This is a genomic window from Mycobacterium attenuatum, from assembly GCF_900566085.1.
GTDB lineage: Bacteria > Actinomycetota > Actinomycetes > Mycobacteriales > Mycobacteriaceae > Mycobacterium > Mycobacterium attenuatum.
The window spans coordinates 1-13,523 of the sequence record NZ_UPHT01000053.1 but is presented as its reverse complement, the minus strand read 5'-3'; the positions used below and the strand labels follow the sequence as shown (position 1 = coordinate 13,523).

Genomic DNA, 13,523 nt, shown 5'->3' with positions numbered 1-13,523 from the left:
CTCCTGCCCCGCCGGTGCCGCCCCCATAGCCGCCGTCGCCGCCGGGCCCGCCGCCGCCCCACACCCAGCCGCCGCTGCCGCCGGTACCGCCGGTACCGCCGCCGATTCCGCCGGCGCCGCCAGGCCCACCCATGCCAACCAGCAATCCGCCCGCGCCACCCGCGCCGCCAGCGGCTCCGCCCGCGCCACCGGCGGCGCCCGCACCGCCGTTGCCCCACAGCCCCGCCGAGCCGCCCGCGCCGCCGGCCTGCTCCGGTGCGCCGGGAGCACCGTTGCCCCCATTGCCGATTAGCAGTCCGCCGTCGCCGCCGCTCCCGCCCGGAGTGGTCGCGTTAGCGCCGTTGCCGATCAACGGTCGGCCCAAGAGCGTTTGGGTGGGCGCATTGATCAGGCCCAGCAGGCTCTGCTCGACGTTGACCGCCTCGGCGCCCAGATACGCACCCGTACCAGCGTTCAGGATCCGCAAAAACTGCTCGTGGTAGGCGGCCATCTGAGCGCTGATCGCCTGGTACTGCAGGCCATATCCGCCAAACAACGCCGCGATCCGTATCGACACGTCATCCGCGGCGGCGGCCAGTACTTGGCTGGTGGGAGCTGCGACAGACGCATTGGCCGCGCCAATTGTCGATCCGAGTCTGACTAGATCCCCGGCGGCTGCTGCTACGGATTCCGGCGAAATCGATACGAACGACATGGCAATCCCCAACCGTCTGGCCGCGAAAGCTCGCGAACATGATTGACGTTGACGTAGCTAGGTCGCGATCATATTCGTCACCTGCCAACTACTGGCCTATTTCGATGAAATGTGGTTACGCCCAGGCCTGACCCACGCCGGGCGACGCTCGAGTCGCCACTTGCACCTACCTCTGGTCGACGCGTCAATCCCGACTCAGTCGGCGAACACCTCGGCCCGCAGCGTTGCCGCAAGTGCGCTGACCGAGAGGGCCGCCACCCCGGTGAATACCACGGCCCAACCGATCAACTGGACGGTCATCTCTTGCGGGCAAGAAGCCGGGTGTAGACCAGCGTGCTCGGCAGCGACACCAGGCCCAATGCCAGCGGGACCATCAGAGACGAATCCCGTTGCCACCCAATGCACAACACCGTCAGCGCCATGATTGCGGCCACGCCGGCGAACTCGAGTCCCACCAGCCGTTGGCGGGGCAGGCCTCGGGAAGATATCAGGATGCCCGGCGCGAAAGCCCCGACCAGTAGCAGCACCTCCGCCAGTTCTCCGCCAGTTCTCCCGGGTTCACCGTTGCACCGCCGTCTCGAGGCGGCTCGGTCGCGGCCGCGTGCAGTGCATCAGCACCGACCGCGTGTCCGGATCACACTGCAGCACAACGGTTCCCGGTGTCGTGGCCAAGGTAAGCACCGCGGCCGCTCGTCGGGCCGCGGCTACCGGCCGGGTTTCGTCGGGCAGCGGCACGGCGCCGATGACCGCGTGGCGCTTGGTGAACCGGTGCGCCCCCACGCCGACCGCTTGTGGCACTACGTCACGCGCCGCCGTCGCGAGCCAGCCCAGCCAGCCGATCCGGAACTGCCAGCTGCCGGCGTTGGCGCGCCGGGCCGAGCGCGCCATGACCGCAGCCGGCAGGGTGCACACCGTCATCACCGCCAGTTCCGCAGGCGTGCGGGAACTCAGGGTGGCCAGCCAAACACCGGCGATCAGCATCCACCACAGGCCGGTTTCACCAAGAATGTCAGGCGACCGCTTACTTGCCGCGGACACGGCGGTTGTGCTTCTTGATCGCGTCGACCAGTTCTGACTTGGTCATCGTCGATCTGCCGTGCACATCGAGCCGCCGCGCGACGTCGAGCAGGTGTTTCTTGCTGGCGTTGGCGTCGACGCCCTCCGCCGAGCGGCCGGTGTTGCGCGGACCACCACCCTTGGCCAGTTCGTCAGAAGTGCCCTTCTTCTTCTTGGGCTCCCAGTGGTCGCCGACCTTTTCGAAGCTGTGCTTGAGGGCGGCGTAGGCCACTCGGTGGGCGCGCTGTTCGCTGCCGTACTCCTTCGCGGCGGCGTCGTGGGCTTTGGCGAACGTGCGCTGCGCCTTGGCGTTGGAGCGCTGCAGCGTGCTGGGCAGCTCACTCTTCTTCGGCGTGCCGCCTTTGGTGGTCTTCGGCATTTGGATCTCCTCCTTTTCTCAGCCCTCGGCTGCCTGCTGGGCCGTCGCGTAGGCCAGCTGCAGGAAGTCGGCGCCGGCCAGCGCGGTGAACGTGCCCGCGACCAGGCGGGTGGACCTCGGCGCGAAGATCAGCCCGATCACCAGGGCCGTGGCCACCCACATGTCTAGGCAGAAGGGACAGGTCAAGAGTTCCCCGAGGCTATGCCGCAGTCCGCTGTCGTCCCGAACCTCCTCGCGCACCTCGGCCGGCCCCCCGGTGCCGGAGTACTTGGCGAACGGCGCCCGCAGCGGGCTGGTGACCGCATCCTTGGTCAACGAGCGCGACAGCTTGTGGGTACCGATAGTGAGGGTGAAAAGATCCTGTGCCCGCCAGCGCTCCGGCAACCTTCTGCCGGTGGCCGCGGCGACCAGGGCGGTAAGCGCGACCACCACACCGTAACCGGCGAGGACGACGACGTAACCGCCCAGCGGACGGGGATTGTCGCCGCGATAGGTGTCGGCTTCGCGTCGGGCACGCTCGGCCACGCCGTTGGTGATTTCTGGTGCATCGCCCACGATGGCTCCTCGACGGTTGGGGTCTGGACGTCGATTACCCCGAGTCAGGGTCCGGCAATCCCACCTATCGGGGCGCGGAGCCCACGGCGTGCGCCGCCGGCCGGTCCGATCGCCGGATGCCGGATCCTGGTGAGCCGGCGCGAGGCTGCGATCCGGCACGGGAGCGGCTAGGAGCTTGGGAGCTATGGGGCAGCGTGGATGCGCGCCCAGGGACGAGCCTCTTCGAGTTCGTAGGCCAACTCCAGCAGCCGCGCTTCCCGCCCCAGGTCGGCTGCCAGCATCATGCCCACCGGCAGCCCACTCGCCGATTGGGTCAGCGGCAGCGAGATCGCCGGCTCTCCGGTGACGTTTTGCAGCGGCGTGAATGCCACCCATTTGGCCATCCGGTCCATGACCTGCTGATAGTCGGTGGGAGCGAGATAGCCGACGCGCGGCGGCGCATCGGCGAGGGTGGGGGTGAGCAACGCGTCGTAGGTGCCGAAGAACTGCGCCGTGTGCCGCCGAACCCCCCGTAGCCGGACGATCGCCGCCGGGAGCAGATGAAAATTGCGGCGAGCATTGCGCGCCAGACCCAGAGTCAAGCTGTCCAGCCGCGTCCGGTCGAACGTCTTACCGAACGTGAGCCGACCAGAGCGCACCTGCGCCAGCGCCATCAGCCCCCAATACAGCACGAAGTCCTCGGTGAAACTGGACGGCACCGGCGGCTGGTCGACCCGCTCGACATGGTGACCGAGTTCCTCAAGCACAGCCGCCGACTTCAGTGTGAGCTCGCGCACGTCCGGGCTGGCCTCGACATGGACCGAACGGGTGATCACGGCGATCTTCAGACGTCGCTTACCCGGCCCGGTCACATCCCCCACCGGAGGCAGCTTGGGCAGGCGCCAGATACGTTCGGCCTCTCGATAAAAGGCGGCGGTGTCGCGCACCGAGCGGGTCAGCACCCCGTTTGCCACAATGCGTATCGGCAGCCGCCGCAATTGTGGGTCCAGCGGCAACCGGCCGCGCGACGGCTTGAGCCCCACCAGGCCGTTGCAGGAGGCTGGGATGCGGATCGAGCCGCCGCCGTCGTTGGCGTGCGCCACGGGCACCACACCGGCGGCGACCAACGCTCCCGATCCCGATGACGAGGCGCCCGCCGTGTGGTCGGTGTGCCAGGGGTTACGGACGGGCCCCAGCCGCGGATGCTCGGCGGCGGCGCTGAACCCGAACTCCGACATCTGCGTCTTGCCCAGCGCTATCAGGCCGGTGGACAGCAGCACCCGCGTTATCTCGCTGTCGGTGCCCGCCCGGTGCGGCGTCCACGCATCCGTGCCGCGCATCGTTGGCAACCCGGTGACGTCGACGTTGTCCTTGATGTAGCTGGGCACACCGGCGAAAAAGCCCCTGGCCGGACCGCGTCGCGCCGTGTCACGCGCCATGTCAAAGGCTTCGTACGCCACGGCGTTGAGCTTGGGATTGACGGCTTGGCTTCGCGCGATCGCGGCCTCGGCCAGTTCTGTGGGGTCCGCCTGGCCGCCGCGAATGGCGTCAGCCAGGGCGACGGCGTCGAGATCGCCCAGCGCGTCGTCACCGAAAGCGTGTATGCGGGTCATGGGCTTGAGCCGCTAGGCCTGGCCCACCTCAAACCGGATGAACCGGGTCACCGTGACCCCGGCGTCGTCCAACAGAGCCTTGACAGTTTTTTTGCTGTCGGACACCGATGGCTGCTCCAGCAGGACGGTGTCCTTGAAGAACCCGGTCACCCGCCCCTCGACGATCTTGGGCAACGCTTGCTCGGGTTTGCCCTCGGCCTTCGCGGTCTCCTCGGCAATGCGGCGTTCGGTGGCCACGACGTCCTCGGGAACGTCGTCGCGAGACAGGTAGCGTGCCTTGAGCGCGGCGATCTGCAGCGCGACGGCATGAGCGGCATCTTTGTCCCCACCCTGGTACTCGACCAGCACACCGACCGCAGGCGGCAGATCCGCCGACCGCCGGTGCAGGTAGGTCTCGACAGTGCCGTCGAAGTTTGCCACGCGGCGCAGTTCGAGCTTCTCGCCAATCTTGGCCGACAGCTCGCCGATTGCCTGCTCGACGGTCTTATCGCCCGCCGTAGCCGCCTTGAGCGCATCGACGTCGGCGGCCTTCGATGACACCGCCGCCGTCACGATCTGATCGGCCAGCGCCTGGAATTCCGCGTTCTTGGCGACGAAATCGGTCTCGCAGTTCAGTTCGATGAGCGCGCCGTCCTTGGCCGCGACCAGGCCTTCGGCGGTGGCTCGCTCAGCGCGCTTGCCGACGTCCTTGGCGCCCTTGATCCGCAGCGCCTCGACGGCCTTGTCGAAGTCGCCGTCGGCTTCGGCCAGTGCGTTCTTGCAGTCCAGCATGCCGGAACCGGTGAGCTCCCGAAGCCGCTTGACATCGGCAGCGGTGAAGTTGGCCAATGATCAGCCTTCCTATGAGGGGTCAGTGGTTGATTCGGTGGAGGTTTCGGCGGTCGGATCGGCAGCACCGGCGGTCACCGGGGTTGTCGCCGCCGCCAGCAGCTCCTGCTCCCATTCGGCCAGCGGCTCCGCGGTTTCGGCCTCCGGCTTGCCGTCGCCGCGGCCCAGCCCGGCGCGCGCTTGCAGGCCCTCGGCCACCGCGGAGGCGATCACCTTGGTCAGCAGGGCGGCCGAACGGATTGCGTCGTCGTTGCCCGGGATCGGATAGTCGACCTCGTCGGGGTCGCAGTTGGTGTCCAGGATCGCGATCACCGGGATGCCGAGTTTGCGGGCCTCACCGACGGCGATGTGCTCCTTGTTGGTGTCGACGACCCAGACCGCCGAGGGCACCTTGGCCATGTCCCTGATTCCACCCAGGGACCGCTCCAGCTTGTTCTTTTCCCGGGTCAGGCCGAGGATTTCCTTCTTGGTGCGGCCCTCGAAGCCGCCGGTCTGCTCCATCGCCTCGAGTTCCTTGAGGCGCTGCAGCCGCTTGTGCACCGTGGAGAAGTTGGTGAGCATGCCGCCCAGCCAGCGCTGGTTGACATACGGCATGCCGACGCGGGTGGCTTCGGCGGCGACGGACTCCTGCGCCTGCTTCTTGGTGCCGACAAACAGCACCGTGCCGCCGTGCGCGACGGTCTCTTTAACGAACTCGTACGCCTTGTCGATGAACGTCAGGGTCTGCTGCAGGTCGATGATGTAGATGCCGTTGCGGTCGGTGAAGATGAACCGCTTCATCTTGGGATTCCAGCGACGGGTCTGATGCCCGAAGTGGGTGCCGCTGTCAAGCAGCTGCTTCATGGTGACTACGGCCATTGCCGGTATTCCTTTGTTGTCGGTTGTTCGCCCGGCATCGGGTGAAGCCGGGCCCTGGCGGCTGCTGCGATGCCGGACCCTGTTACGGGACCGCCCGGCATGCGGTGCGAATTCCTGAACAACGGGAGTCGCGGTGCAGACGCGCGAAGTCAGCCCGCAAAAGACGAGCTGCGACGAGCAGTTTACACCGCATCAGGGCATGGCTTTCCCCAGCGGGGGCACGTTCCCCAGAACCGCCGCCGGTGACTGGTGCCGGGGATCGGACGGCGCTGAACTAAGTCGGTGCGACCGTTGGTGCTGATTTTGTGCTGGACGCTGCTCAGCGCTGCGCCGGCCGTTGCAGACGACGTTCGGCTGCAATGGCCATTGCGTCCGCGTCCGGCGGTGCTCCGCGACTACGACGCGCCCGCGCCGAACTGGCGTCCCGGACACCGTGGTGTGGATTTGGCCGCTACCCCCGGTCAGCCGGTGTATGCAGCCGGCGACGCGACCGTTGTGTTCGCCGGCCTGCTGGCGGGGCGGCCGGTGGTTTCGCTGGCCCATCCGGGCGGGTTGCATACCAGCTACGAGCCGGTACGCGCGACCGTCCGGGCTGGCCAGCTGGTAACGGCGCAGACGGTCGTGGGCACAGTGGTGCCCGGCCATGCCGGCTGCCCCACCCAGGCGTGCCTGCATTGGGGGGCGATGTTTGGCCCGGCTTCGCGCGCCGACTACGTCGATCCGCTGGGTCTGGTGAAATCCACGCCCATACGGCTCAAGCCACTGGTGGGCTGAGCCGGCTCGGCCTGATCCGCCCCACTAGGCCCGCGGGTGGGCCTGGTCGTGAACAGCGCGCAGCCGGGCCACCGCGACATGGGTATACAGCTGCGTAGTCGCCAAACTGGAATGGCCCAGCAACTCCTGCACCACCCGCAAGTCGGCGCCACCTTCGAGGAGATGAGTTGCTGCGCTGTGCCGCAGCCCGTGCGGCCCGATATCGGGCGCGCCGTTGACCGCGGCGACGGTCTGGTGCACCACGGTCCGCGCCTGCCGCACGTCGAGCCGCCGGCCCCGAACGCCCAGTAACAGGGCCGGACCCGACTCCGCGGTGACAAGCGCGGGACGGCCGTCGGTCAGCCAGGCCCGCAGCGCCTCAGCCGCAGGCCCTCCGTAGGGCACGGTGCGCTGCTTGTTGCCTTTACCGAGTACCCGCACCACCCGATGCCCGGTGTCGACGTCGTCGATGTCCAAACCGCACAGCTCGCTCACCCGGATTCCGGTGGCGTAGAGCAATTCGACGATCAGCCGGTCCCGCAAGGCCAGCGGGTCACCCTGTTCGGCGCCGGACTTCGCGGCCGTCATCGCCGCCAGCGCCTGATCCTGTCGCAGCACCGCGGGCAGCGTGCGGTGCGCCTTCGGAACCTGCAGCCGAGCTGCCGGGTCGCCGGTCAACAACCCGCGCCGGGCGGCCCACGCGGTGAATGCCTTGACCGCCGAGGTCCGCCGGGCCAGCGTGGTACGTGCGGCTCCCGCACCAGCCGCGGTGGCCAGCCATGACCGCAGCAGCGGCAGGCTCAGCGTTTCCAGGCCGCTCCGGCGGTCGGCGAGAAAAGCGAACAACGACCGCAGGTCGCCCAGATAGGCCCTACGAGTGTGCGCCGACCGTCCGCAGTGCAGCGCCAGGTAGTCGTCGAATTCCTCGAGGATCGCCTCGCCCTTATCCGGCACGCCCCAACCGTCGCAGACACCCCGCCGCGTTTCAGACGACGCGCCGCAGTGTGTCCGGGGTGAGATCTTTGCGCGCCGGGTAACCATCGACGGCCATGATCAGGTCGGCTTCGGCGAGGATCATGCGCAATACGTGCACGAGGCCGTCGACTCCGCCCAGCGCCAGACCGTAGGCGTAAGGGCGGCCGATGCCGACGGCGGTCGCGCCCATCGCCAGCGCCTTGATGACATCGGCGCCGCTGCGAATCCCGGAGTCGAACAGCACCGGCAGCCCGTCGGCGGCCTCGACAACGGCCGGCAAACACTCCAGTGCGGGCAGGCCGCCATTGGCTTGCCGGCCACCGTGATTGGAGCAGTAGATGCCGTCGACGCCGCCGTCTTTGGCGCGCCGCGCGTCGTCGGGGTGGCAGATGCCCTTGACGATCAACGGAAGATCAGTCAGCGAACGCAACCAGCCGAGGTCGTCCCAGGACAACGGCCGCCCGAACACCTGTGCCCAGCGCAACACCGCACCTTGCCGGTCCTCTTCCGGGGAGCGCGCCAGGCTGGCCCGAAAAACGGGGTCGCTGGTGTAGTTGGCCAGGCAATGGCCCCGCAACTGGGGGAAGTTCGCCGTACTGAGATCGCGCGGCCTCCAGCCGGTGACCCAGGTGTCCAGCGTGACGACGATGCCCTTGTAACCGGCTGTTTCGGCGCGGCGCACCAGGCTCGCGGCCAGCTCACGGTCGGTCGGCGTGTACAGCTGAAAGAAGCCAGGCGTGTCGCCGAACGCGGCCGCGACGTCTTCCATCGGGTCGACCGTGAGCGTCGAGGCGATCATCGGGACGCCGGTGGCTGCGGCCGCGCGTGCGGTCGCCAGGTCGCCATGGCCGTCCTGGGCGCACAACCCGATGACCCCGATTGGTGCCATGAACAGCGGCGACGGCAAGGTCAGGCCGAACAGCTCGACGGACAGGTCGCGTGTGGCGGCGCCGACGAACATGCGCGGCACCAAGCCCCAGCGATCGAAGGCCTCACGGTTGGCACGTTGGGTGCGCTCGTCGCCCGCTCCGCCGGCGACGTAGGACCACACCGACGGCGGCAGCGCGACCGCGGCCTTGGCCTCGAGTTCCGCGAACGCCATCGGCAGCGGCGGCACCACCCCGGCCAGGCCCTGGAAATAGATTTCGTTCTGGTAGTCGCCGAAGTGGGCTCGGTATGCCATGGGATGAGAATGCCAGGCTAGCCGCCACCGGCGATCAACCGGCGGCTTCTGCCTCCGCCAGTTCCCTCTTCCACTGCCGGAAGGTCTCTTCGGTGCGTCCGCGGCGCCAGTAACCCGAGATCGACGACGCCCATTTGGCTTCCACGCCACGCTCTTTGCGAATATATGGCCGCAGGTTGTGCATGACGGCTTGAGCCTCGCCGTGGATGAACACCTGGACCTGGCCTGGCAGCCACGGCGCGGCGGTCACCGCCTCGATCAGCGGCGCGTGATCGCCGGCACGGTCCTCGGGTACCAGATCCGCGCGCCCGCCGCGATAGACCCAGTGCACCTCGACGGACTGCGGTGCGGTCAGCTCGATCTCATCGTCGGGACCACCTACTTCGATGAACGCTTGACCGACCCCGTTGGCCGGCAACGCTTCCAGCGCGGCCGCGATCGCTGGCAGCGCGGATTCGTCACCGGCCAGCAGGTGCCAGTCGGCGGCCGGATCGGGTGCGTAAGCGCCCCCCGGCCCCATCAGGTACATCGGTTCACCGGGCTGAACCGCGGCCGCCCATGGGCCGGCCACACCGTGCTCGCCGTGCATCACGATGTCGACGGCGATTTCACGCGTCGCGGTGTCGACTTCGCGGACGGTCATGGTCCGCACCGAGGGCTGCTTCTCCGGAGGTAGGCCGGCGAAGCTGTCCAAGGTCAACGGACGGGGCAGCGCGGCCACATCGACATCGCTGGCGACGAACACCAGCTTGACGTAGGAGTCGGTGAAATCGTTGGGAACGAATGTGTCGAAGCCGTTGCCGCCCAGCCGCACCCGCACCAAGTGCCGGGTGAGTTCCTGGGTACCGACGACTTCGAAGGTCTGCAGTGGTCGACCTGCCACTTGTCCTCCTGTCCAGACCCGACCCTTTGTCGACTATACGAGCCGGCCTTGGAAACTCGTTGCCACCGCCTGGTCCCGACCGGCACGGACGATGCGCCAACAGCCAGCGTCGCGCCGAACCACACCGGTCACCTCGAGGATTGCCAATTGACCCAACACCTGCTCCGGCGGTATTCCCGACGCGGCGGCGACCTCGTCGACAGTGGCGGCGCCGCGACCGGGCAACGCTTCGTAAACCCGACGTTCGGCCTGGCTGAGCCCGTCGAAGAGCGCGCTGGGCCGCGACTGCTCGGCGGCGAGCTCACCGATGTGACCGACCATCTCGACAATATCGTCGGCTCGGGTGATCAACTCCGCGCCGTTACGCAGGAGCACGTGGCAGCCGGCCGACGCCGACGACGTCACCGGCCCGGGCACCGCTCCCACCGCACGGCCTAACGCCCGCGCCCAGGCCGCAGTATTGGCCGCACCGCTGCGCAGGCCCGCTTCCACCACGACCGCCGCACCCGCGACGGCGGCCACCAGCCGGTTGCGGGTCAGAAACCGGTACCGCGCCGGCCGCACGCCGGGCGGGTATTCGGTGATCAGAAGCCCGTGCTCGCCGATGCGGTGCAGCAGCGACGAATGCCCGGCCGGATAGGGAACGTCGATACCCCCGGCCAGCACGGCCACGGTAGTGCCGTCGCAGTTGAGCGCCGCGCGATGAGCTGCGCCGTCGATCCCGTACGCGCCGCCGGAGACCACGGCAACGTCACGCTCGGCCAGGCCGGCCGTCAGATCTGCCGCCAGATGTTCGCCGTAGGAAGTGGCGGCTCGGGTTCCGACAATCGCGGCTGCGCGCAGCACCACGTCGTCAAGACGTGCTGGACCCCGTGCCCATAGCACCATCGGCGGCCCGCCATACGACTTCGCTCGCGCCGCCGGACCACCGAACGCGGCAAATGCGAGTGTTGGCCATTCGTCGTCGCCGGGCGTGATCAGCCGTCCACCGCGGCGCATGAGCAGCTCGAGGTCTTCTACTGCCCGGTCGATGTCGCGCCTGGCCTCGGTGTGGCGCGCCAATTCCGCGTCGACCACGCCCCGGCGGACCCGATCGGCCGCCTCGATCGGGCCTACACGTCGCACCAGGGCGGCGAGTTGCGCACAGGGTGGCTCTGTCACCCGGGACAGGTACGCCCACGCCCGCATATCGGCCGTTGCGCTCATCGCGAACTTCCCGACTGCCGGAAGCTCAGAGCGGTGGCCACATCGTCGAGGCTCGGCGAGCCCCGTCCGGCCAAGTCGGCCAAACTCCAAGCGACCCGCAACGTGCGGTCCACGCCGCGAATGCTGAGCAGTCCACGATCGAGCGCCCTGCGCAGCGGATCCATCGCGGCGTTGCCGGGCCGAAATTTCCGCCGCAGCAGCGGCCCGCTGACCTCGGCGTTGGTGCCAAAACCGTGCCCTCGCCACCGCTCGACGGCGGCATCTCGGGCCGATGCCACCCGGCGACGAACCTGCGCGGTCGGCTCCCCGTCGACGGCCGACATTGCCCCCGCCCGCACCGGGTGCATCTGCACCCTCAGATCCACCCGGTCCAGCAATGGTCCCGACAACTTGCCCAGGTAGCGCCTCTTGACAGCGGCCGCGCAGATGCAGTCCGCGGGATCCGCGGGCGCACACGGACACGGGTTGGCGGCCAGCACGAGTTGGAACCGGGCCGGATAGCATGCGACGCCGTCGCGGCGGGCCAGGCGAATCTGGCCGTCTTCCAGGGGAGTTCGCAATGCTTCCAACGCGCTGACACTGATCTCGGCGCACTCGTCCAAGAACAACACGCCGCGATGCGCCCGGCTCACCGCGCCCGGGCGGGCCATCCCCGAACCCCCGCCGACGAGGGCGGCCACCGTAGAACTGTGATGGGGCGCCACGAACGGCGGCGTGGTGATCAGCGGCGTGTTCTCCGACAGCAGCCCGGCCACCGAGTGGATCGCGGTGACCTCGAGCGATTCGCTGTCCGACAACCGCGGCAGTAATCCTGGAAGACGTTGCGCCAGCATGGTTTTGCCCACTCCGGGCGGACCGGTCAGCATGAGGTGGTGACCGCCGGCCGCCGCCACCTCGACCGCGAACCGCGCTTGCGATTGGCCCACGACATCGGCCAGGTCCGCGGACTGCTCCTCGACGGTGACTGCGGGCATGATTCGGTCACCCAAACCGGCTGCACCGTTCAGCCAGCTCCGCAGTTGCCCCAGGGAACGGACACCCCAGACGTCGATACCGTCCACCAGGCTGGCCTCAGCCAGGTTGTCCGCTGGAACGACGACGCCCGGCCAGCCGTCGCGTTTGGCCGCCAGCACGGCGGGGAGCACGCCGCGGACCGCCCGAACCCGGCCGTCCAACGACAACTCCCCCAGCAGCACGGTCTTCTCCAGTCGGTGCCACGGATTCTTCCGCTGCGCCGAGAGCACCGCGGCCGCCAACGCCAGGTCGTAGACCGATCCCATCTTCGGTAACGTCGCGGGCGACAGGGCAAGCGTCAGCCGCGCCTGAGGCCAGCTGTTGCCGCAATTGGTGACGGCGGCACGGACCCGGTCGCGCGACTCCTGCAAGGCCGCGTCGGGAAGACCGACCAGATGAACACCCGGCAGCCCCGAGGTGATGTCGGCTTCAATCTCCACGATCTGGCCGTCCAGCGCGCACACCGCCACCGAAAACGCGCGACCGAGCGCCATCAGCCGATTCCCTTCAGGTGGGTGAGCTCCGGTACCCGCCGCCGGCCGATGCGCACGCCGATCACATCGATACGGACGGCCGCCCAGCCGTGGTCCTGGCCGGCCAACCACAGCCCGGCCAGCCGACGCAGTCGACGAACTTTCGGCTCGGTCACCGCGTGCGCCAATCCGCCATAGCCGTCGCCGGTGCGCGTCTTGACCTCGACAAACACCACCGCCCGGGCACCTGGATCGCAGGCGATCACATCGAGTTCGCCGTATCGGCAGCGCCAGTTGCGGTTCAAGATCCGCAATCCCAGACCGGTCAGATGGTCCACGGCCAACTGCTCACCCAACGCCCCGAGCTGTGTCCGCGTCAAAGTCCTTGGTGTTGTCATGCCGGTCAATCTGCGCACCTGCCCCGACAGCCGGCGCGGGGCGTGGCCACTCGGCACCCAGGAATGGCGCGGTTATCCACAGTCGCACGTTCATTCACAAGGACGCTAACGACACGTTCGAGCCACTAAGCCGCGCTGGTCAACGGTGAACACAACCCCGGGCACGCGCCGAGTTGCCCAAGTCTTGGAAGCGGCCCTAGATCCCGCAGTTGGTGTAGGCAAGGACCGACAATTTCAGCGCGCATCACACATTTGTTTCGCCTGCACCTGCAGCGCATCGACCACCCCGCGGCCGCTATCAAAGAATTTGTCGCAGCGCATCGAGAAGCAGATGGGTCCATTTGCCCGCCAACTTCAGCGATTGGCGACGATGCCGGGTGGGCCAGAGCGTGGCCGAGGTCGTCGTCGCCAAGTCCGGGACCGACGTGGGCCGCTGCTCCACCGCCGCGCACTCGTGCGCGCAAAAGCTGCGAGCTGGGTGAAATGCCTCCGGAGTGGTGGGGCTGGTGATAGTTGTGAATATTCATCGGTGACCTGAAGGAGTTCGCAATGTCGTTGGTGGTGGTGCCGGAGGTGTTGGTGGCGGCGGCAGCGGATGTAGCGGGTATTGGGTGGTCGGTGGGGGCGGCTAATGCGGCGGCGTTGGCGCCGACGACGGATTTGTTGGCTGCTGGTG

At 68.2% G+C, this 13,523-nt stretch carries 15 protein-coding genes and 1 pseudogene; 2 read left to right on the top strand and 14 right to left on the bottom strand.

The window, feature by feature from the left end:
• From EET13_RS09310 to rpsB, 8 genes are all read right to left on the bottom strand, one after another.
• A partial coding sequence (locus tag EET13_RS09310; protein ID WP_136623140.1) for a PE family protein occupies window positions 1–694 on the bottom strand: 694 nt, incomplete at its 3' end.
• Window positions 695–990: 296 nt separating this feature from the next.
• Complete coding sequence (locus tag EET13_RS09305) at window positions 991–1,221, bottom strand: hypothetical protein (RefSeq protein ID WP_122442018.1); 231 nt, start codon at window positions 1,219–1,221, stop codon at window positions 991–993.
• A gap of 31 nt (window positions 1,222–1,252) precedes the next feature.
• A complete protein-coding gene (locus tag EET13_RS09300; protein WP_122442017.1) occupies window positions 1,253–1,732 on the bottom strand; it encodes a Na+/H+ antiporter subunit E in 480 nt (159 codons plus the stop codon).
• The gene (locus EET13_RS09295) at window positions 1,716–2,129 is read right to left on the bottom strand and encodes a ChaB family protein (RefSeq protein ID WP_122442016.1); all 414 of its coding nucleotides are present in this window, start codon (window positions 2,127–2,129) and stop codon (window positions 1,716–1,718) included. Before EET13_RS09295 ends, EET13_RS09300 begins: the two co-directional genes overlap by 17 nt.
• Before the next feature lie 18 nt (window positions 2,130–2,147).
• Window positions 2,148–2,684 (bottom strand): DUF1360 domain-containing protein, encoded by a 537-nt coding sequence (locus EET13_RS09290; protein ID WP_122442015.1) that lies wholly within the window; start codon window positions 2,682–2,684, stop codon window positions 2,148–2,150.
• Between the two features lie 182 nt (window positions 2,685–2,866).
• Window positions 2,867–4,276, bottom strand: coding sequence for an amidase (locus EET13_RS09285; RefSeq protein WP_122442014.1), 1,410 nt, complete (start codon window positions 4,274–4,276; stop codon window positions 2,867–2,869).
• A 12-nt stretch (window positions 4,277–4,288) separates the two neighbouring features.
• Window positions 4,289–5,104, bottom strand: coding sequence for a translation elongation factor Ts (gene tsf / locus EET13_RS09280; RefSeq protein WP_122442013.1), 816 nt, complete (start codon window positions 5,102–5,104; stop codon window positions 4,289–4,291).
• 12 nt (window positions 5,105–5,116) lie between these two features.
• A complete protein-coding gene (rpsB, locus tag EET13_RS09275; protein WP_122442012.1) occupies window positions 5,117–5,962 on the bottom strand; it encodes a 30S ribosomal protein S2 in 846 nt (281 codons plus the stop codon).
• Window positions 5,963–6,244: 282 nt separating this feature from the next.
• Here rpsB and EET13_RS09270 point away from each other — a divergent pair.
• Window positions 6,245–6,727: pseudogene (locus EET13_RS09270) on the top strand (M23 family metallopeptidase); the annotation flags it as partial.
• A gap of 33 nt (window positions 6,728–6,760) precedes the next feature.
• Here the strand turns inward: EET13_RS09270 and EET13_RS09265 are convergent.
• Genes EET13_RS09265 through EET13_RS09240 form a run of 6 tightly spaced genes read right to left on the bottom strand, consistent with a single transcriptional unit; the run spans window position 6,761 to window position 12,847 of the window.
• Window positions 6,761–7,669, bottom strand: a complete 909-nt coding sequence (locus tag EET13_RS09265; protein ID WP_122442010.1) for a tyrosine recombinase XerC — start codon at window positions 7,667–7,669, stop codon at window positions 6,761–6,763.
• 31 nt (window positions 7,670–7,700) lie between these two features.
• Window positions 7,701–8,873 carry a lactate 2-monooxygenase gene (locus EET13_RS09260; RefSeq protein WP_122442009.1) on the bottom strand — a complete coding sequence of 391 codons (1,173 nt, stop codon included), beginning with the start codon at window positions 8,871–8,873 and terminating at the stop codon, window positions 7,701–7,703.
• A gap of 34 nt (window positions 8,874–8,907) precedes the next feature.
• Window positions 8,908–9,756, bottom strand: coding sequence for a siderophore-interacting protein (locus tag EET13_RS09255; protein ID WP_122442008.1), 849 nt, complete (start codon window positions 9,754–9,756; stop codon window positions 8,908–8,910).
• Between the two features lie 33 nt (window positions 9,757–9,789).
• Entirely contained in the window at window positions 9,790–10,962 is a 1,173-nt protein-coding gene (dprA, locus tag EET13_RS09250; protein WP_122442007.1) for a DNA-processing protein DprA, read from the bottom strand.
• On the bottom strand, window positions 10,959–12,470 hold the full coding sequence (locus EET13_RS09245) for a YifB family Mg chelatase-like AAA ATPase (protein WP_122442006.1): 1,512 nt from the start codon (window positions 12,468–12,470) through the stop codon (window positions 10,959–10,961). Before EET13_RS09245 ends, dprA begins: the two co-directional genes overlap by 4 nt.
• The gene (locus EET13_RS09240) at window positions 12,470–12,847 is read right to left on the bottom strand and encodes a YraN family protein (protein WP_122442005.1); all 378 of its coding nucleotides are present in this window, start codon (window positions 12,845–12,847) and stop codon (window positions 12,470–12,472) included. The genes EET13_RS09245 and EET13_RS09240 overlap by 1 nt, the downstream gene beginning before the upstream one ends.
• Before the next feature lie 549 nt (window positions 12,848–13,396).
• On the opposite strand from EET13_RS09240, the gene EET13_RS09235 reads away from it, so the two are divergent.
• A partial coding sequence (locus EET13_RS09235) for a PE domain-containing protein (protein ID WP_122442004.1) occupies window positions 13,397–13,523 on the top strand: 127 nt, incomplete at its 3' end.

Excerpts from the sequence above, each read along its gene's own strand:
- dprA (WP_122442007.1), bottom strand. The coding sequence starts at position 10,962 with ATGAGCGCAACGGCCGATATGCGGGCGTGGGCGTACCTGTCCCGGGTG.
- EET13_RS09285 (WP_122442014.1), bottom strand. The coding sequence starts at position 4,276 with ATGACCCGCATACACGCTTTCGGTGACGACGCGCTGGGCGATCTCGAC.
- EET13_RS09260 (WP_122442009.1), bottom strand. The coding sequence starts at position 8,873 with ATGGCATACCGAGCCCACTTCGGCGACTACCAGAACGAAATCTATTTC.
- EET13_RS09240 (WP_122442005.1), bottom strand. The coding sequence starts at position 12,847 with ATGACAACACCAAGGACTTTGACGCGGACACAGCTCGGGGCGTTGGGT.
- rpsB (WP_122442012.1), bottom strand. The coding sequence starts at position 5,962 with ATGGCCGTAGTCACCATGAAGCAGCTGCTTGACAGCGGCACCCACTTC.
- EET13_RS09295 (WP_122442016.1), bottom strand. The coding sequence starts at position 2,129 with ATGCCGAAGACCACCAAAGGCGGCACGCCGAAGAAGAGTGAGCTGCCC.
- EET13_RS09245 (WP_122442006.1), bottom strand. The coding sequence starts at position 12,470 with ATGGCGCTCGGTCGCGCGTTTTCGGTGGCGGTGTGCGCGCTGGACGGC.